General features: G+C 36.7%; 19 protein-coding genes. 9 read left to right on the top strand and 10 right to left on the bottom strand.

Translation table 11 applies throughout. The features are described 5' to 3' along the window. Window positions 1-74 precede the first annotated feature (74 nt). The 5 genes from H7K77_RS14720 (at window position 75) to H7K77_RS14700 (ending at window position 2,462) form a co-directional block, all read left to right on the top strand. Entirely contained in the window at window positions 75-245 is a 171-nt protein-coding gene (locus H7K77_RS14720) for an aspartyl-phosphate phosphatase Spo0E family protein (protein WP_186578666.1), read from the top strand. Between the two features lie 282 nt (window positions 246-527). Then, complete coding sequence (locus H7K77_RS14715; RefSeq protein ID WP_186578665.1) at window positions 528-680, top strand: hypothetical protein; 153 nt, start codon at window positions 528-530, stop codon at window positions 678-680. 206 nt (window positions 681-886) lie between these two features. Further along, complete coding sequence (locus H7K77_RS14710) at window positions 887-1,369, top strand: DUF2975 domain-containing protein (protein WP_186578663.1); 483 nt, start codon at window positions 887-889, stop codon at window positions 1,367-1,369. A 12-nt stretch (window positions 1,370-1,381) separates the two neighbouring features. Next, window positions 1,382-1,600, top strand: coding sequence for a helix-turn-helix domain-containing protein (locus tag H7K77_RS14705; protein WP_186578661.1), 219 nt, complete (start codon window positions 1,382-1,384; stop codon window positions 1,598-1,600). 49 nt (window positions 1,601-1,649) lie between these two features. Further along, window positions 1,650-2,462, top strand: a complete 813-nt coding sequence (locus H7K77_RS14700) for a DUF817 domain-containing protein (protein WP_186578659.1) — start codon at window positions 1,650-1,652, stop codon at window positions 2,460-2,462. A 112-nt stretch (window positions 2,463-2,574) separates the two neighbouring features. On the opposite strand, the gene H7K77_RS14695 is transcribed toward H7K77_RS14700, so the two are convergent. From H7K77_RS14695 to H7K77_RS14685, 3 genes are all read right to left on the bottom strand, one after another. Further along, the gene (locus tag H7K77_RS14695) at window positions 2,575-2,835 is read right to left on the bottom strand and encodes a hypothetical protein (RefSeq protein ID WP_186578657.1); all 261 of its coding nucleotides are present in this window, start codon (window positions 2,833-2,835) and stop codon (window positions 2,575-2,577) included. A gap of 119 nt (window positions 2,836-2,954) precedes the next feature. After that, the gene (locus tag H7K77_RS14690; protein ID WP_186578655.1) at window positions 2,955-3,776 is read right to left on the bottom strand and encodes a DUF2268 domain-containing protein; all 822 of its coding nucleotides are present in this window, start codon (window positions 3,774-3,776) and stop codon (window positions 2,955-2,957) included. 13 nt (window positions 3,777-3,789) lie between these two features. Continuing rightward, a complete protein-coding gene (locus H7K77_RS14685) occupies window positions 3,790-4,482 on the bottom strand; it encodes a class I SAM-dependent methyltransferase (RefSeq protein ID WP_186578653.1) in 693 nt (230 codons plus the stop codon). Between the two features lie 152 nt (window positions 4,483-4,634). On the opposite strand from H7K77_RS14685, the gene H7K77_RS14680 reads away from it, so the two are divergent. Next, window positions 4,635-5,132, top strand: a complete 498-nt coding sequence (locus tag H7K77_RS14680) for an Lrp/AsnC family transcriptional regulator (RefSeq protein ID WP_186578651.1) — start codon at window positions 4,635-4,637, stop codon at window positions 5,130-5,132. Further along, window positions 5,132-6,295: an aminotransferase gene (locus tag H7K77_RS14675; protein WP_407926439.1), complete on the top strand. Its 1,164-nt coding sequence runs from the start codon at window positions 5,132-5,134 to the stop codon at window positions 6,293-6,295. Before H7K77_RS14680 ends, H7K77_RS14675 begins: the two co-directional genes overlap by 1 nt. A 535-nt stretch (window positions 6,296-6,830) precedes the next feature. Here H7K77_RS14675 and H7K77_RS14670 read toward each other — a convergent pair. Together H7K77_RS14670 and H7K77_RS14665 are read right to left on the bottom strand one after the other, a co-directional pair. Next, window positions 6,831-7,826, bottom strand: coding sequence for a FecCD family ABC transporter permease (locus H7K77_RS14670; RefSeq protein WP_186578647.1), 996 nt, complete (start codon window positions 7,824-7,826; stop codon window positions 6,831-6,833). Next, a complete protein-coding gene (locus tag H7K77_RS14665; protein WP_186578645.1) occupies window positions 7,826-8,875 on the bottom strand; it encodes a FecCD family ABC transporter permease in 1,050 nt (349 codons plus the stop codon). Before H7K77_RS14665 ends, H7K77_RS14670 begins: the two co-directional genes overlap by 1 nt. Before the next feature lie 162 nt (window positions 8,876-9,037). Here H7K77_RS14665 and H7K77_RS14660 point away from each other — a divergent pair, with 162 nt between their 5' ends. Continuing rightward, a complete protein-coding gene (locus H7K77_RS14660; protein WP_186578643.1) occupies window positions 9,038-10,039 on the top strand; it encodes an iron-hydroxamate ABC transporter substrate-binding protein in 1,002 nt (333 codons plus the stop codon). A 59-nt stretch (window positions 10,040-10,098) separates the two neighbouring features. Here H7K77_RS14660 and H7K77_RS14655 read toward each other — a convergent pair whose 3' ends face one another. Both H7K77_RS14655 and H7K77_RS14650 read right to left on the bottom strand, forming a co-directional pair. Continuing rightward, window positions 10,099-10,887, bottom strand: coding sequence for a formate/nitrite transporter family protein (locus tag H7K77_RS14655; protein WP_186578641.1), 789 nt, complete (start codon window positions 10,885-10,887; stop codon window positions 10,099-10,101). 276 nt (window positions 10,888-11,163) lie between these two features. After that, window positions 11,164-12,462 (bottom strand): helix-turn-helix domain-containing protein, encoded by a 1,299-nt coding sequence (locus H7K77_RS14650; protein ID WP_186578639.1) that lies wholly within the window; start codon window positions 12,460-12,462, stop codon window positions 11,164-11,166. Window positions 12,463-12,652: 190 nt separating this feature from the next. On the opposite strand from H7K77_RS14650, the gene H7K77_RS14645 reads away from it, so the two are divergent. Continuing rightward, entirely contained in the window at window positions 12,653-14,362 is a 1,710-nt protein-coding gene (locus H7K77_RS14645) for a formate--tetrahydrofolate ligase (protein ID WP_186578637.1), read from the top strand. A gap of 276 nt (window positions 14,363-14,638) precedes the next feature. Here H7K77_RS14645 and H7K77_RS14640 read toward each other — a convergent pair whose 3' ends face one another. From H7K77_RS14640 to H7K77_RS14630, 3 genes are all read right to left on the bottom strand, one after another. After that, window positions 14,639-14,926: a HesB/YadR/YfhF family protein gene (locus tag H7K77_RS14640; protein WP_186578635.1), complete on the bottom strand. Its 288-nt coding sequence runs from the start codon at window positions 14,924-14,926 to the stop codon at window positions 14,639-14,641. Between the two features lie 132 nt (window positions 14,927-15,058). Then, the gene (locus H7K77_RS14635) at window positions 15,059-15,238 is read right to left on the bottom strand and encodes an H-type small acid-soluble spore protein (RefSeq protein ID WP_186578633.1); all 180 of its coding nucleotides are present in this window, start codon (window positions 15,236-15,238) and stop codon (window positions 15,059-15,061) included. 305 nt (window positions 15,239-15,543) lie between these two features. Further along, window positions 15,544-17,910, bottom strand: a complete 2,367-nt coding sequence (locus H7K77_RS14630) for an immune inhibitor A domain-containing protein (RefSeq protein ID WP_186578631.1) — start codon at window positions 17,908-17,910, stop codon at window positions 15,544-15,546. Window positions 17,911-18,083 lie beyond the last annotated feature (173 nt).

Genomic DNA, 18,083 nt, shown 5'->3' with positions numbered 1-18,083 from the left:
TTTATTCACTAATTAGTAATAAACTGGTAGAATATTACTTAAAATTGTATTTTTTTGTAAAAAGGAGAGATTTTATGGCGAAAAATTTAGTTCTAAGTCCTGGGGAACTCATATCTTACATTGAATTTCTAAGAGGAGAATTAATCAAGGTTGGTGATGTTCATGGATTGAATAATGAAAAGACGGTTCGTGCTAGTCAAGAATTAGATTACTTTATCTATGAATACCAAAAAATAATAAAATAACTACTTATAGGCAGCTGCATTAAATGGTATTACGCTGCGTTTATATGTTCCTTTATTTATCTTGGAGTGTGAAAAAGTAATTCTTCCACTGTTTTTTAACCTCTGAATTTCTTCCTATACTTTCGATTAACCGGATAGTAATGTTTATAGTTTCATTTGTCAAAGTTTGTTATTAATTTACACGATGAGAAATTATATGTACTATTTCGGTTTATTTTCATACCTAAAAGTAATATTTTGTTAAAATTTAATATGTCTCCCCCAAAGAAAGGGGGTGGTGACATGAACGTGAAAAGTGTTATCCAAAATTTTTCTGACTTCGAATTATATGTAATGCAAGATAGAATAGAATATTACCTCTTAGATGATGAATATCGAAGCCTGGAAAATCTTTTGACTTTAATTGTAGAAGAAATTAACAATAGAAGGTACTAGCTTAGGTTTAGGTTACTATAATCATATTTAACTATGATTAAGCAGTGCAATAAGGGGGGAGACCCCAACTTTTAAATAGGCCCTCTTTTCACTGTTGTTCTAGGTCTATATAGAATAAAATTATACCTGAAATCGATACATAGTTATTGTAAAACGATAAATTGTATGGTAAATTAAAATGGATAATTAATTAGTGAGGTGCTTTTATGAAAAAAGTTACAACGTTATTTCTAAAGATAGCGGTTATATTTTTGGGAGTTCCAGTTCTTGCTTTGTGTATTTTTTTAGTTCCAGAGTTAAGTGAGATTGCGGTCGAGTTACTTCCAGACTTTACACAAATCAAATATCTTGTTTCGATTATTTTTTATGGATCTGCGATACCTTTTTATTTTGCTTTATATCAGGCTTTCAAACTTTTGCGCTATATTGACAAAAATAAAGCTTTCTCGCAAAGTTCTGTGCAAGCTTTAAAGAAAATTAAAATCTGTGCAATTACGATTAGTGTTTTGCATGTTCTAGTTTTACCGCTCTTTTATCTTTTTGCGGAAATAGACGATGCACCGGGAGTCATATTTGTTGGGTTGATTGTTCCTTTTGCTTCGATGGTAATTGCGGTCTTTGCTGCGGTTCTCCAAAAACTTCTTCAAGAAGCAATTGATATAAAGTCAGAAAATGATTTAACGGTCTGAGGTGATAAAACAATGATTATTATAAATATAGATGTGATGTTAGCGAAAAGGAAAATGAGTGTTACAGAACTTTCGGAAAGAGTTGGTATTACAATGGCTAACCTTTCTATCTTAAAAAATGGCAAGGCAAAAGCAGTTAGGCTCTCAACCTTAGATGCAATTTGTAAGGCATTAGAATGTCAGCCTGGAGATGTTTTGGAATATCGTAGTGAGGAAGATGGGGAAGAATAACGGTTTCTTCTTCCGGATGCCTTGACCTAAAGAGTTGAAGGGGATACTCATGAATCTAACTATTCAAAGTGATACTCATAAAAAACCTGTCAAATCCTTACGTTTACTTAAACAACTAGTACGTTTTGCGTGGGAGCAAGCACTATCATGTTTGTTTCCTGTTGTAATTTTTCTCTCCTTAGCATTTACAAAAATCATAGCCTTTCCCTTTCTACCAAGGTATGATTGGCTATTGATTATTTGTCTTCTAATGCAGTGGGCAATGGTTCATTTTAAGATAGAAACTCGTGATGAACTAAAGGTTATTACCTTGTTTCACCTGATTGGACTCGCGTTAGAACTTTTCAAGGTACACATGGGCTCATGGTCTTACCCGGAGGAAGGATACTCCAAAATATTTGGAGTACCATTGTATAGCGGATTTATGTATGCTAGTGTAGCTAGTTATCTCTGTCAGGCATGGAGAAGGCTAAAAGTGGATCTGGAAAAATGGCCACGTTTCTGGGTTGTTGTACCTCTTGCTGCTGCAATCTATTTGAACTTTTTCACACACCATTATTGGATTGACGTCCGCTTTTATTTATCTGCGCTTGTCATTATCGTTTTTTGGCAATCATGGGTTACCTATGAAGTGGGTGGAATTCGTTATCGTATGCCAATTGCGTTCTCCTTTGTGCTTATCGGTTTTTTTATTTGGATAGCAGAAAATATTGCAACTTTTTTTGGAGCATGGGAATACCCTAATCAAACGGAAGCATGGAGTCTTGTCCATATAGGTAAAGTAAGTTCTTGGCTTTTATTAGTAATTGTTAGTTTTCTTATCGTAGCAACCTTAAAGCGAGTCAAGGGAAGAAGTATGTAAGGTGCCTGTCACCACCCGATATTTGTAGAAAAATGTAGAAAGACGAATTCTCGGTTTAGGGAATTCGTCTTTCTGGTATTCTAGGAAGTTGGTGTTTTTGCTTTTATTCTTTCTACCACCAGAAAAATGGTAGTAGTGCCAAAGTAGCAATGGAGCCTAAAGCAACTCCCCAACCAAATCCGGGTCTATATCCGTATGGTCTTCGATAATAACCATACCCATAACCACCAAGGTTTCTAGCTGGAACTCCTTCTAAAAATACATGTGTGTTATTCACATTTCGAATGATTCCTCTGTGAACTCTACCATCTACTGTTGTTATTTTTACTGCGCGTCCTACATGTCTTTTACAGACAGAATGATAACGGGACATTCGTACAACTCCTTTCATACAGGTTTAATATATTGTATGAAAGAAGTTAATTAGTGTAGAGGGTATCCGCCAAAGGCGATCACACATTTTTTCATATAAGTGTACAAACGAAGAAGGAACTAACCAAACTCGGAGCCATCTAGAATTTCTTGAGAAGATAGTCTAATAAGGTCGTACATGGATGTTTGGTGGGTTTGATTGTAAGAGGAAACGAGGTGGTATCCAACATTATACCCTAACCATTTAGGAATCACCTTGGAACCATACATGATTTTTTCGTGAATTAAGTTTGTTTTTTTTAATGCTAAGTTTGGTTTTATCCATTTATTCCAGGCTTTATGAGCGAATTCATTAGAGTACATACTAGTCCAATTAGATAGGTGATCGGGACCAAGTTCGTTTTTAACTGCTAGTTCAGCCATCCCTTCAAGTACTAATGCGTCTAATAAGTTGAGTTTTTCTTCCTGAATATTTACTTCATTCAGTCTTGTTACATGGTTATACTCATGTGTAATCAATGCCTGTAATTCCTTTTTAGTAGTTGTATCTGTGATAAAAAGAAAAACTTTATCGTGATAGCTTAAACCAGAACGCCCTTTAAACTCTGTTCGTAATGTTTTGTTCGTGTGATCAGATGGAAAAATAAACACAGGAACATCAGGACCACCCCATAATTTGCTTAACTGTGTTATGACTTTATTAGCAGATTTCCACTGATTATCCTTAATCATTTTTTTAATAATTTGTTTATCCAAAGGGTCAGGAATAAAAAGACCGTGGCTTAGCAGATGTTGATGAATATCATACGCATTTACATCATTAAAATAAGGAAGCAATGGTTCGCAAATCTCATCACATTGAACATGGAGATTATCCTTGAATTTATCTTTCTTGTTTTTCGTGTAAGCTATTAGCCAATTATGGGTATCGACTATAGTCATGAAAAAATCCCCCTTATCGTTGGCAAAAGTAAAGGTTTGCTCCTATTTTATGTCCGTAAGTCGTATTAATAGCATAGTGCTCCGCCATTTTATCAAAATGCTTATCTGTCCAAAGAGACGGATCAATTTCTAATTCTTCTTCAGAGTACATTTCACTGTTTTTAACATTTATATGATTAAATCCTTTTTCCTTGAGTACTTTTAACCATTCTTTCTCAGAAAGTAACTGTTCAATTCCGTAAAAGCTACGAATATAGTCATATTCAGATTGTTCAAGTTCATCTATAATAGTCATTTCTAGCATGACTAAAAGACCAGTAGGCTTGAGAACACGATTATATTCCTGAATAGACTGTTCTATATGTGTAAATGCCGTTACCGACTCTGAAATAATCAAATCAAAAGAGTCATCTTCAAAAGGTAAGGATTCTGTATTGGCTTTCACTACGTTTATTTTGGGGATCCTTTTCACCTGTTTTTTTGCATGTTCAATCATAGAAGTGTGTTTATCAACTCCTACTAATGTTCCTGAAGTTTTGGAAGCTAGATCCCAGAGTGTTTTTCCTGTCCCGCACCCTACCTCAAGAATGGCAGAATTAGGAGGTAAATCAATTTCCTTCAACCAATTTTCTGTAGCTAATTTACCTCCAGGATGGGCACGATCTATTCCAATGGAAGCAAGGAAATCTGTATAAGTAAAGTTCATGTTTAATACTCCTTTTTTAAATAAGTTATGCAAGAGGTGCATAAGATGGGAAAACTAAATTAGAATGATTGTATGGTTTATATTTAGAAAAGTTTGTAGTAAGATTAGATAAAATTATCAAAATTCTCTGTTTGGAAAAGTAGGTGTGCAACATGGAACAAAAAGAGTTAGAACTTCTAAAGTTGTTGGAAAGAAACGGTAGATTAGAAACCGAAAAAATTGCCCAAATGATTGAGTTAAGTACGGAAGAGGTAGTCGCAATGATTGAAAAACTGGAAGCAGAACATGCGATTATCGGTTACTCTACGCTAGTAAATTGGTCAAATGTATTAGAGTACGAAGGCGTAACAGCTATGATTGATGTGAAAGTAACGCCTGTGAGGGGAGTAGGTTTCGATAAGATTGCTTCACGCATTTACCGATTTCCTGAGGTTAAAGCTGTTTATTTAATGTCTGGTGCTTACGATCTTTCTATATCAGTTGAAGGAAAAACAATGATGGAAATCAGTAGGTTCGTCTCTGATAAATTGTCGACTTTAGATACAGTCATTTCAACTACGACTCATTTTGTCTTGAAAAAGTATAAGCATGATGGAATCATTTTTGATGATGACGATGATACTGATAAAAGGATTATGGTGTCACCATGATGGAGCGTGGTTTCTTAGCAAAAAGTGTTGAGCAATTGAAGCCTTCAGGTATTCGCCGTTTTTTTGATTTAGCGTCGAAAATGGAAAATGTCATTTCCCTCGGTGTAGGTGAACCAGATTTTGTTACGCCTTGGAATGTTATCGAAGCTAGCTATCATTCATTGGAACAAGGATATACTGCATACACGGCTAATGCAGGTTTATTAGAATTAAGACAACAGATTAGTAAATATCTTAACGTTAACTATAAAATGGATTATAATCCGGAGAACCAAGTTATTGTTACAGTAGGAGCTAGTCAAGCTATCGACATCACCCTTAGAGCTATTTTGAATCCGGGTGAAGAGGTTATCGTAGTAGAGCCATGTTTCGTATCTTATGCACCTGCTGTGACTCTTGCTGGTGGCGTACCAGTAACAGTTAGTGCGGAGGCAGATAATGAGTTTAAAATCAGACCTGAACAAATCCAGGAAGTAATCACGGATAAGACAAAGGCAATTATCCTTTGTAGCCCCAACAATCCTACTGGAACAGTTTTGTTAAAAGAAGATCTAGAAGAGATTGCTGCTGTTATAAAAGAAAATAACCTTCTATTACTTTCTGATGAGATTTATGCGGAGCTTTCTTACGACGATAACTTTGTGAGTCCAGCGTCTTTGGAAGGGATGTCGGAGCGAACGATTGTTATATCAGGTTTCTCTAAGGCATTTGCCATGACTGGGTGGAGACTAGGTTATGCGTGCGGTCCAGAGGATATAATTGCGGCGATGACAAAAATTCACCAATACACGATTATGTGTGCGCCAACTATGGCTCAACATGGTGCGCTAGAGGCTTTGCAAAATGGGGAAGATAGTGTTAGGGAAATGAAAACAAGTTACCGTCAAAGGCGAAACTTTGTAGTAAAAGCACTTAATGACATGGGATTATCTTGTCATTTACCTGGTGGAGCCTTTTATGTCTTTCCATCGATTCAAGCAACCGGGCTATCGTCTGAACAGTTTGCGGAAAGTTTGCTTCAGGAAGAAAAGGTTGCTGTCGTACCAGGTAATGTATTTGGGGAGAGTGGAGAAGGTTATATCCGTTGCTCCTATGCAACATCATTAAAACAATTGGATGAATCAATGAAGCGGATAAGTAGATTTGTTCACAAATTTTCATAACGAATGGAACAAGAGTCAGGCAGCACCCTTTGGTGTCAGCCTGACTCTTTAACTTGGTTCTTTTCTTAACTATTGTTGTTTTGTAACAATACCTATAGACTCTGCAGAAATAAGTAGGATAAACGATCTGATGAAGCGAGTTTATAAGGATTAATTAATTTTGCGACGTAAGAGGCTCTCTAACGAAGCGAGTTTATAAGGTATAACTAATTTCGCGATGTAAGAACCCCTTTAACGAAGTGAATTTAGAAGGATTAGCTAATTTCGCGATGTAAGAACCCCTTTAACGAAGCGAGTTTATAAGGATTAGCTAATATCGCGACGTAAGAGGCTCTCTAACGAAGCGAGTTTATAAGGATTAACTATTTCCGCAATGTAAGAACCCCTTTAACGAAGCGAGTTTATAGGGATTAGCTAATATCGCGATGTAAGGACCCCTCTAACGAAGCGAATGCAAAAGGTTTGGCTGATTTCGCAACGTTAGAATTCTTTTACGTAACAACTCTACAGCGTCGCACTTAAAACTCATAAAATGTTAGCTTTTCATTAACAAATAAATAAAGTAACTACCACCAATTGTGGAAACAATAAGGCCAACCGGAATTTCGGAAGGTGCAAGGATATTTCGACCAAGTGTGTCTGCTACTAACAGCAGAAGAGCTCCTAATAGAGCTGTGACTGGCAGAAAGGAAGTGTGTTTAACTCCTACTAACTTTCTAGCTAAGTGTGGAACCACTAGCCCGACAAATGCAATTCCACCCCCCACTGCTACACTTGCGCCAGCTAGAGCGACAGCTATAAATAGTAATAGTCGTCGTTCTCTTTCTACACTAGTTCCTAAACCTTGCGCTACATCATCGCCAAGGTTAATCGTATCCAAAGCATGTGCTTTCATTAGTGAAAAAGGAAGTAAAATAATAACCCACGGCAGTAATGCTAAAACATATGACCAATCAGCACCAGCAATATCCCCAGATAACCAAACGGTAGCGCGCATGAAATCATTAGGGTCCATTTTTAATTGGAATACAATAATCAAGGCTGCAAACGCAGAGTTAATCCCGATACCTACTAAGATTAGGCGGATAGGGGAAATGCCGTTTTTCCAAGAGATAGAATAGATCAAAGTGGCAGCGAGCAAGGCGCCAAATAACGCTGATAAGGGCATTAAATAAACAGATAAACCACCTAGGTCTGGAATACTACCTTGAAAGAAAAATATGTACAGTATAACGGCAAAACCTGCACCTGAATTAATTCCTAATATACCAGGATCGGCTAAATCGTTATGAGTCACACTTTGTAGAATAGCTCCAGAAATAGCCATGGCTGCCCCGATTAAGATAGCAATTACAATTCGAGGTAAACGGAAATGGAATAATACCATGGCCATCCGATCCGTCCCTTGTCCAATGAAGGTATTCCATACTTCTAGTGGACTAATTCTTACCACACCTAAATTTAGATTAACTAAACACGTGATGATCAGGCTAACCAATAAGATAATCGTTATTACCGATGTTTTTTTCATTAGATGCCCCTCCCTTCACGTCTTGCCAAATATAGAAAAAAAGGAACGCCGACTAAAGCAGTGATCGTACCGACTGGTGTTTCAAAAGGTGGGTTCACCATGCGTGACGTGGTGTCTGCAACAACTAATAAGAGCCCACCTAAAATAGCCGAGCAAGGAATAATTAATCGGTAATCTGCCCCTACTAAAAACCTTGTGATATGTGGGATAACTAATCCTACAAACCCTATTGTGCCTGCCACTGAAATGGCTGCACCAGTTAGTAAAAGTACAACTAGTGTTCCTGTTAATTTCACAAGCACTGTTTGTTGTCCTAGTCCTTTTGCAACATCATCTCCTAGGTTTAGAACAGTGATGGAATTTGCAAGTAATAGCGCGATAATAAAACCAATTATTGCGACAGGTGCTAAAAGTTGAACGTGAATCCACTGTACACCTGAAACGCCACCTGCATACCAAAAGCTAATATCTTTTGCAATATTAAAATGGATGGCAATAGCAGAGGATAGGGAGCTAAGAATAGCTGTTACAGCTGTACCAGCTAGTGCTAGTTTCACGGGAGTAAGGCCACTCTTCGATAGAGATCCTACTCCAAATACGATGAATACACCTAGACCAGCTCCTAAGAACGACCATATCATAATGGTTACGTTTGAAGCATCTGGAACAGCAGCGAATGCTACCGCCATCATAAATGTTGCTCCTGCTGTTACTCCCATAATGGAAGGAGAGGCTAGCGCATTGCGAGTCATGCCTTGCATTATCGAGCCTGACATCGCTAGTGCAGCTCCGATTAGAGCAGCTGCAAGTGCCCGAGGTACACGAAGACTCCTGATGATCTGGTGAGAAGTTGAAGTGGGGTCGAATTGCGTGATGCTTTGCCATATTACAAGGAAGTCAATATCCGCAGCTCCATACATAATGGATAATCCTATCGATAACAATAGAACTGTTAGCCCACCAAATATAATGATAGTGGCAACTAGTGGTCTCGTTCTATTTTTTCTTGGGGCTTTTTTTGTTTCCTCCGAAATAGTACCGTTAGACATAAGTTAGGACTCCTACTAATTAAAAATTGAGAATTGTTATCATTATAGTATAAATGGATATCTTGGGCAATTATATAAAAGGATGAATAATTTACTTGTAAATGACATTGAGAATTGTTATCATTTACAAGTAAATTAAAACTATACTAGGAGGAACTAGACTTGGTTAAGAAACATAATAGAATATATATCATCGCGACACTACTTGCTTTTGTATTGCTATTAACTGCATGTGGTGGAAATGAAGAAGAAAAAGATAAAGATCAAGAGAATAATAATGCAGAAAACCACGAGGGGAATACGGATAGTGAAGGCGAAGCAACGGAACGTACATTAACAGACGCTATGGGAAATGAAGTAACAATCCCTGCTGAACCAAAACGAGTAATTGCATCTTACCTAGAGGACTATCTTGTAGCATTAGGAATAACTCCTGTTGCACAGTGGTCAGTTTCCGATGGAGCAAGTATCCAAGATTATTTACAAGATTCACTTGAGGGAGTTCCAACAATCCCACATGACTTACCATACGAAGCAGTAACGAGCTTTGAACCGGACTTAATTATTATGGACTCTGCATCCATGGTAGAAGGAAATAAATATGATCAATATAAGAAAATTGCGCCTACATACGTTGTAGGAACAGAGCAAAATAATGATTGGCGTGAAGAGCTAGTTACAATCGGTGAGGTTTTTGGTAAGAAAGACAAAGCTGAACAAATTTTAGCTGATTATGAACAAAAGGCAAGTGATGCGAAGGAAAAAATTAAATCTGCAATTGGTGATGAATCTGCTGCAGCTATCTGGTTAGTTAATGATACATTCTATGTTGTTAGTGAGTCATTATCTAGTGGAGATGTGATGTACAATGATTTAGGTCTTACAACACCGAATGTAGTTTCTGAGATCTCTGCTAATACAACATCTAACTGGTCAGAAATTTCACTTGAAAAATTAGCTGAACTAGATGCAGATCATATTTTCTTAATAAACAGCGATAAAGGCAATGGAGCTAAAATGTTAGAGGATCCAATTTGGCAAAATATCCCTGCTGTGAAAAACGATAACATTTATGAGTTTGAATCAACTTCTAGTTGGTTATATACAGGCCCAGTTGCTAATGGTCAAATGATCGATGACATGTTAAATAGTCTTGTGAAATAAGAAGAACAAAGTAAAAGAACCTAGTCTACATACAGACTAGGTTCTTTTACGATGAAAAATTACTTCTGCTCCATATCCATAAATGGTTTATTGACGAAGTGATACATCCATCCCATTAAGAAATTTCCGCCAATAATATTACCTAAGGTCACAGGGATAAGGTTTCTCACTACACCACCAATGTTAATAGTATCTGGATGATCTAAAACTAAAGCAATAGCAAAGGTACACATGTTAGCGATACTATGCTCATAACCAGATATGAAAAAGCAAAAGACAAAGAGAACCATGGTAAATAGTTTCGGTCCATCGCCTTTCAATGACATTGGGATAAAGAATGCTAAACAGACTAACCAGTTACAGAGAATACCACGGAAAAATAATTCAATAATTGGTGCATGGATTTTTTTGTCAGCAACACTCAGTAAAAATCCATTTACCGAACTATCATTAAATAAACCGGTCGTGTAAATTAAGAACGCAAATATCAAAGCCCCAATTATATTCCCGATATAGGTGGCTGTCCAAAGCTTAAACACGGATGGCCAACGCATTTTCTTACGTAAGGCAGCAATTGTGTAATAGAAGGTGTTACCTGTAAATAGATCACCGCCCCCATACGCAATCAGAATAATGGCCGCACCAAATGTAAGAGCAGCAAATGGATAAGTAAATGGAGAGTGCTCTAAGTAAAAATAGTTTCCTGTTTTAAAGGCGACAATCACCCCAAATCCAATGAACATACTTGCTAAAGCTGCTCGTGCTAAGTACCTCACAGGACTCTGTTTGTATACTGTTTGTTTCTTTAATGCGAGTTTTTCTACTTCTAATAACGCTTGTACTTCCATATTTTTAACATCACCTTAATCATAAATACTTTGTATACCATTATACCATTATAGTAATAAAGCTAAAAAGCTGCTATTGTTTTTGAAAATCTATATACTGCTAATATCGTGGATTATGTATCATAATATGTATGTAAAAAGAGTATTTAATTTTTAAATGGATATAGTCACACGTAACTATATCCATTTTTATGTCATATACCCCGTTAAGGTTACTCATGTATCTGTTTAATCACCTGTGTGCTAAAAGATAAAAAAGGAATACACGATCATGAGTTAATTATTAACCTTAGCAAGCTTCATTAAGGACTGATTAGCGATAATGGAGTAATGATAGGCTTGCTTATATTTTTGTTTGGATCCTAATAAATCAGCTAATAATGTGGCAAATTCATAGCTGTATTGGAATTGTTCTTTTTCTATAAAATGCGGTAGAGCATAGTCTATTAACATTCTTTGCATTTGCTGTAGATTATTTTCTGTTTTGTACTTATAAACAAATAAAATATAGTGCATAGAGATGTAATCTGGATCGTTTGTTTCATCTAGTAGATCGATGCCTGTTCTAGTCCATTTAATAATGTTACTTGTTTCTTTAAGATGATCATATACTTTGATTATCGATATAACTGAAAAGAGTTTTGCTTTCGTTGATGCATTTTTTTTACATTTGTAACTCAAAATATAGTTCGTTAATGCTTCTTTAAAATCACCTTTTTTGTAATATAAATTACCTAAGTTTTGGTAAGCCATTCCTTTAACAGACTTATCCTCTAGCTCATTTGCAGCATTAATTGCTAAATTAAACTGTTTCTTGGCTTGGTCAAACTGGCTAATTTGTTTGTATGTTAGGCCAAGAATGATATAACAATCGATACAGCGTTTATATTGGAACTGTTCATTGAAGAATTGGATTGCCTGTTGGGTATAATACATACAAAGACTATAATTAAAAAGTCGATACTCATTCAGTGCAATAACAAAATACAAATCTGCTTTTTCCTTTTCAATTAATTGTTCATCTAAATACTCATCTCTAAAAAGCTCTAAGGCAATCAAGTAACTATCTTTTGCTTTTGTTTGCTTTCCATAGGTATATTCATATAAACCAACAAACTTATGATAGAAATATTTATGCATGTTAGTAAAAGTAGAATAGATTGAATTTAAAGATTGTAAGCTACTTTCTATCTTTTGATAATCCTTGATAAGCAGATAATAGCGAAGTGTAAATAACTGAAACAGAATATTCAGTTCTAAATTATTGATCTGTCCTAATCCTTCATGAAGTTGCTTGTACTGGATCGACGCCGCCTGAAGAGCTTGATCTAAAATAGTACCATACCAGCGTTGGAGCACTGTTTTTTTATTATTTTCCTCTGTTTCATTTATCATTGTTCCGGGATGTATTCCTAGTCGTTCGAGTAAGAGTTCCGTTACTTCCTCACTACATTTTGTATTGCCATTTTCTATTTTACTCAAATAGGAAACAGAACAAATTCCTTTAGCTAATTCTTGTAAAGTTAACTTTTGAGATTTTCTTTGATATTTAATGAGCGCCCCTAGATTTTTCACCCTATCACTCTCTTTGGTTTTTCCTTCATTCTATCTTAATAGGTAGATAAATGGAAGATCTTGGGTAAAAATGAACTAAATAAATTATCCTAATTACTACCTTAGTTCATTTCGATGGATAAAACTACAATGAAGAAATGATATAATGAGGCAATAGTTCAATTGTTCACATAAAGACAACAAGTACACAATGGAAAAATGGAGGCGAGTAGAAGTGACTAACCAGTCTACTAACAAGGACTTAGAAATTGCTAATAATGCGACATTAAAACCAATCAGAGAAATTGCTGAAATGACAGAATTACTAGAAGATGAGTGGGAGCCCTACGGTAAGTATAAAGCAAAAATTTCACTAGATGTAATGGACAGGCTAGCAGAAAAACCGAATGGAAAAGTAATTTTAGTTACTTCAATTAACCCCACCCCTGCTGGCGAAGGAAAATCAACGGTAACAGTTGGACTGGGACAAGCATTCCAGCGTATAGGCAAAAACGCGATTATTGCGTTAAGAGAACCCTCTTTAGGACCGACGATGGGACTAAAGGGTGGAGCGAGTGGCGGGGGATACGCTCAAGTAATGCCAATGGAAGAAATTAATCTCCATTTCACGGGAGATATCCATGCGATAACAGCAGCAAATAATTCCTTATCAGCGTTTATAGATAACCATATTTTTCAGGGGAATAGTTGTAATATTGATACAAGGAGAGTTGTTTGGAAAAGAGTTGTCGACCTTAATGATCGTGCATTACGTCAAGTAATTATTGGATTAGGTGGACCAAAACAGGGTGTACCGAGAGAAGATGGCTTTATGATTACAGTCGCATCTGAAATAATGGCTGTACTTTGTCTGGCAGATGGACTAGATAATCTCCGTGAACGCTTAAGTCGAATTGTAATTGGTTATACAATAGAAGGACTACCAGTAACCGTTCGTGACTTAGGTGTTGAAGGTGCATTAACTTTATTATTAAAGGATGCTTTAAAACCTAACCTTGTTCAAACAATAGAAAATACCCCTGCTATTATTCATGGAGGACCATTTGCCAATATTGCCCATGGCTGTAATAGTATTATCGCTACTAAAATCGCAAGTAAACTCGGGGATTACGTTATAACAGAAGCGGGATTTGGAGCAGACCTAGGTGCCGAGAAGTTTCTAGATATCAAAGCTCGTATTGGCAATATAAAACCAGAAGCTGTTGTTCTAGTGGCAACTATACGAGCATTGAAGCTCCATGGTGGTGTTTCTTTAGCTCAACTAAAAGAAGAGAATGTTCCCGCGTTAGAATCTGGAGTCCACAATCTAAACAAACATATTGAGACAATCGAGGCGTTTGGGTTGCCTGTTGTTGTAGCAATAAATAAATTTTCAACAGATACTGATAGAGAAATAGCCTTTTTAAAGAAGTGGTGTAAGGAAAGAAAGGTAGAGGTTGCTTTAAGTGAGGTGTGGGAACATGGAGGAGAAGGTGGGAAGGAGTTAGCTTATAAACTAATAGATGTTATAGACCAGCAGGATAATCACTTTAAACCTTTATATAGTGTTGATCAATCTGTTGAATCGAAAATAACTACCATTGCAACAACCGTATATGGTGCAAAAGGTGTGGAATTTACAACAAATGCTAAATTACAAATAGAAGAAATAAATAAAAATGGTTGGGGTAACCTTCCTATTTGTATGGCAAAAACACAGTATTCCTTGTCAGATAATCCATTACTGTTAGGGAGACCAGAGGGCTTCACAATTACGGTAAGAGAGTTGAGGCCGTCAATTGGAGCTGGTTTCATTGTAGCCCTGACAGGAGAAGTACTAACAATGCCAGGATTACCAAAAGCACCTGCTGCACTAAACATGGATGTGGATGAAAATGGACTAGCTCTAGGTTTGTTCTAATAAAGGCTCTTTCTGCAAAATTACTGCTTCCTTAACAGTTGATTAACGTCATCCACATCTGTCTCGTCTTTCATTGTCTACTTGTATATAAAATGAGGGTGAGTATAACGAGTTATAGTCGGATTGAACAACTAGATAACGAAGAAAGAGGGATAAGGAGAATTTGGTACCTAGCAACGGTCTAATAAATCCACTTACGTCGCTCTCTATAGTCCTATCTTTGAACGTACTACAAAACCACCTGGAATCAGGTGGTTTTGCTAAATTTTTTATAAATTAACCTATTACATATTCCACTTCATTGTATTTTCTTGAGAACTTGATGTGGAAGTCCATTTTATCAAAATACCACATATCTGAATTTTCAACGTAAAAAGTTATGCCTTGAGATTCTATTTGTACACCAGGGTCATTGGGCTCGTCGTTGGAAATAGCAAGGGAGAATCCACTATGGACACCACCATTACCACCGTATCTGGCAAAAAATCGAACATAGTCTCCTTCTTGCAGATCCATTTCTTCTATAAACCAATTTGTGGCTGGTTGAGTTATTGACATGTTCATTGTAAGTTCCTCCTTCCCTCTAACTATACCAAATTATTAGGTGTATCACTATAAAGATGAGTTAAGTAGATTAATAGATTTATTTCATTTAGGAAAAAAGCATAGTAACTTTCTTCCTAGATGTAGACCATCTTACTGTTCCTGAAGACTCTCTAGTGGTACTTCTTGTTCTTGTTGTGGGTGATCAATTGGAAAGACACGTGCTGAATCACTTTCCTCATGAACCTGTTGAATAAAGATAGGTTTACCTTCATAGGTGACAGTAATCATACTTAAGGAATCGACAATTTCCTTGGCGCGTTGTATATCCATGACATTCCCTCCTAGTTATTTGTCAATATTATGATCTAAGTCAACAAAATTATACAAATATCTGTAAAATATAAGTAAAATGTTGTCTAAGTTTATTTACAAAAGTCACTTTATGTAATAGATTATTCTTAATAAAGTATAGATATACTGATTTAAAAAGTGATGGGGGAAACAATCTATGATAATAAAAGATGAATTTAATGCTGATCCAGAAGAGGGTATTGATATTTTTTTATAACAAACGTTCTTAATAAAGAATAACCAAAGTGAAAAAAGCCCCGACCTGAGTCGGAGCCTTTAGATAATTACTTTTTAAACAATAGAACTTTTCCTACTGTTCCATCCTTGCTTTCTCCTATAACACGGAAGTTTAATCCGTAGTTAGGAACGTTGCGTCCAGCGTCAACTAGTCCTGGATTCGACCAGTCTGCACTATCACTAAATAGTGGATTACGTTTCGTGAAATTATCTTTTAAAGTAGTTCCGTTAATTGCAGAGTAATCAAGGAACATCTTGCTGGATTTATTTAGACTAAATGCGGCATCATGAATTTGATAACGAGTTGAGGCAACTGATTTGTCGCTCCAGAACAGTGTATGTTGATCCGCATCTACAACTCCTAAGAAACCTTCACCAGGATGAGTACCTGTCCAGTTGTCATCATATGCTTCATCAACGTACCATACTAAAAGACCTGGGTCAAAGCTCATTAAACTTGCGCCACGGCGGATATGTGCTAAACCTTCATCGACACCGTTCTGTGATCTCCATTCTAATAAGTAGTAGTGGTCAGAATACAGGATACCTTCATCTACCTTAAATCCGGATAATTCAAAAGCAGGTTCACTTTCCACGTTATCAAAAATGACATCTTCTTCATCAACACTTACAGTAATATCATCTACATAAAAACCTGGCATTGCAGCAGCAACATCTGTCCAATAATTAAACTCTAGCTCTACTTCTTCACCTACGTAATCAGAAAGGTCAAATGTTGCATCAACCCAACCATCTGAAGTTCCCGTTATACCAAAACCTGGGTTTTGATCATATGGGTTTTCAGTAGTTGTAATATTACCCTCTATAGATTCACCATTAACTTTTACAGATGCATAATCCCAATCAGTTTCAATGTCATACCATGCCTTAAACTGCAGTTGTGCACTAGAAGCATTAGTAAGGTCTACAGTAGTAGTCATGGAATTATCTAAATTGTTTCCACTTCCACTAAAGTATTCATATTGACCACTGAAAGGCTCATTTATGGAAGTTTGTTTTTGAGGAAGGTCAATTCGAACTGCATCGTTATTTATTCCTTTTGTTACAGCTTCATCAAGTAATATAGAAATCCCTTCACTAGTAATATCATCGGCTTTTAAAGTTGTACCACTTAACCAATTACCACCATGATCAGCTTGTAGCATTTCTTTTGCATATGCACTAAATCCAGAGGGTTCTGTACCAGGAATATCCCCTGCCCAGCTACCACTAGACATCAATGACCAATAAGAAACAGCTTCCCCTTCACCAGTGTACTGTGTATCATACTCATCAGGAAGTCCTAAGTCATGACCATACTCATGTGCAAAGACACCAGCTGCACCATCTTCAGGTTCTATCGTGTAGTCATAAGCCGCTAATTTACCACCAAATCTGTCACTAGTAGAAGTGCCACCAGGAACAGCAGTTAGTCCACCAAGGTTCCAACGGTGTGACCAGATAGCATCCGCACCCAAACTACCACCACCAGCTTCTTCACCAACACCAGCGTGAATAACCATTAAGTGGTCAATAATTCCATCGGGTTCATTATATACACCGTCACCATCATAATCGTCACGATCCCAAATATCATACTCACTTAGATCAACATTTGGATCTTCTCCTGCCTTGGTAAGTGCCTCGTAAACTAGCTCTCTTGCACGATGGTCACTGTCATCTGGTCCAGGGTAATTACCACCATAGTATGCCGCAGGATGTTCAGCAGTGTACCAACCAGCAACTGTACCATCTACTGTATAACTACCACCTGATTGTTGTTCATAATATTGTTTCATAGATACAAGGTTCTCACCATTTGGGCCTTCGTATCCATCTTCTCCAAAGATCATGTTTTGGAAATGATCGTGTGTATAATCTTCATAAAACATATCTGTTTCTTCTTTTGTAATCGAGCTTTTCTCGTAATCAGGGAAATCAATTGCAAGGACTAATACTTTATCCTCACGAACTTCTCCATCATAAGTTTCTTCTTTGACAGAATCTACTTTATTCTTTTTAGCTTGTCCAAGCTTGTTCCCTTTGCCGCTTGTCAAACTATTGTTCTTTACAGGTGTTTCACTTTCTGGTGCATCCCCAAGCTTCTTACCTGGTACTTCACCTTGCATCTTCTTTGTACTTTCTGCTTTTGACTTTAAGTACTTCTGCAAAGCATTCTCTGCCTCTGCAGCACTAGCATCTTTACTAATTGTACCCTCTTCTATAAGCATTTCAATCAACTTCTCATCATTCGCAATTCCTAAGTCGATTGGTGATCCTGCGTAACTTTCTACTGTTGTGGTTGCTTTTGTTGTGGCACTAACTGTTGGACTCGAAATAAATCCACTGTATGTTAGTGTGCTAAATCCTAGTGCAATCGCTAAGCCAGCTGATGCTAATTTTGTCTTTCTCAAGCAAACTCCCCCTCGTATATTTTTACAAAGTTTATAATTCTCTGATAATTGTGTGAAATCCTTTAAATTTTAAATAAAACGGAAAAAAGAACTATCATATTGGATGGTCAATAGACATTACTTACTAATTATTCTGAGTATTTAAACGATGTTAGACTTAGTTCTTTTGGACT

It is taken from the genome of Aquibacillus kalidii (assembly GCF_014280935.1).
In the GTDB taxonomy this organism is placed as follows: Bacteria; Bacillota; Bacilli; order Bacillales; family Amphibacillaceae; genus Aquibacillus_D; species Aquibacillus_D kalidii.
The sequence above is the reverse complement of the archived record's forward strand: the minus strand, read 5'-3'. Positions and strand labels throughout refer to the sequence as shown.

What these genes read in the sequence shown, in the direction of transcription:
- H7K77_RS14710 (WP_186578663.1), top strand. Translation starts at nt 887, where the DNA reads ATGAAAAAAGTTACAACGTTATTTCTAAAGATAGCGGTTATATTTTTG.
- H7K77_RS14715 (WP_186578665.1), top strand. Translation starts at nt 528, where the DNA reads ATGAACGTGAAAAGTGTTATCCAAAATTTTTCTGACTTCGAATTATAT.
- H7K77_RS14705 (WP_186578661.1), top strand. Translation starts at nt 1,382, where the DNA reads ATGATTATTATAAATATAGATGTGATGTTAGCGAAAAGGAAAATGAGT.
- H7K77_RS14675 (WP_407926439.1), top strand. Translation starts at nt 5,132, where the DNA reads ATGGAGCGTGGTTTCTTAGCAAAAAGTGTTGAGCAATTGAAGCCTTCA.
- H7K77_RS14680 (WP_186578651.1), top strand. Translation starts at nt 4,635, where the DNA reads ATGGAACAAAAAGAGTTAGAACTTCTAAAGTTGTTGGAAAGAAACGGT.
- H7K77_RS14645 (WP_186578637.1), top strand. Translation starts at nt 12,653, where the DNA reads ATGGAAAAATGGAGGCGAGTAGAAGTGACTAACCAGTCTACTAACAAG.
- H7K77_RS14685 (WP_186578653.1), bottom strand. Translation starts at nt 4,482, where the DNA reads ATGAACTTTACTTATACAGATTTCCTTGCTTCCATTGGAATAGATCGT.
- H7K77_RS14700 (WP_186578659.1), top strand. Translation starts at nt 1,650, where the DNA reads ATGAATCTAACTATTCAAAGTGATACTCATAAAAAACCTGTCAAATCC.
- H7K77_RS14635 (WP_186578633.1), bottom strand. Translation starts at nt 15,238, where the DNA reads ATGGATATACAACGCGCCAAGGAAATTGTCGATTCCTTAAGTATGATT.
- H7K77_RS14690 (WP_186578655.1), bottom strand. Translation starts at nt 3,776, where the DNA reads ATGACTATAGTCGATACCCATAATTGGCTAATAGCTTACACGAAAAAC.
- H7K77_RS14640 (WP_186578635.1), bottom strand. Translation starts at nt 14,926, where the DNA reads ATGAACATGTCAATAACTCAACCAGCCACAAATTGGTTTATAGAAGAA.
- H7K77_RS14655 (WP_186578641.1), bottom strand. Translation starts at nt 10,887, where the DNA reads ATGGAAGTACAAGCGTTATTAGAAGTAGAAAAACTCGCATTAAAGAAA.
- H7K77_RS14695 (WP_186578657.1), bottom strand. Translation starts at nt 2,835, where the DNA reads ATGTCCCGTTATCATTCTGTCTGTAAAAGACATGTAGGACGCGCAGTA.
- H7K77_RS14665 (WP_186578645.1), bottom strand. Translation starts at nt 8,875, where the DNA reads ATGTCTAACGGTACTATTTCGGAGGAAACAAAAAAAGCCCCAAGAAAA.
- H7K77_RS14670 (WP_186578647.1), bottom strand. Translation starts at nt 7,826, where the DNA reads ATGAAAAAAACATCGGTAATAACGATTATCTTATTGGTTAGCCTGATC.
- H7K77_RS14720 (WP_186578666.1), top strand. Translation starts at nt 75, where the DNA reads ATGGCGAAAAATTTAGTTCTAAGTCCTGGGGAACTCATATCTTACATT.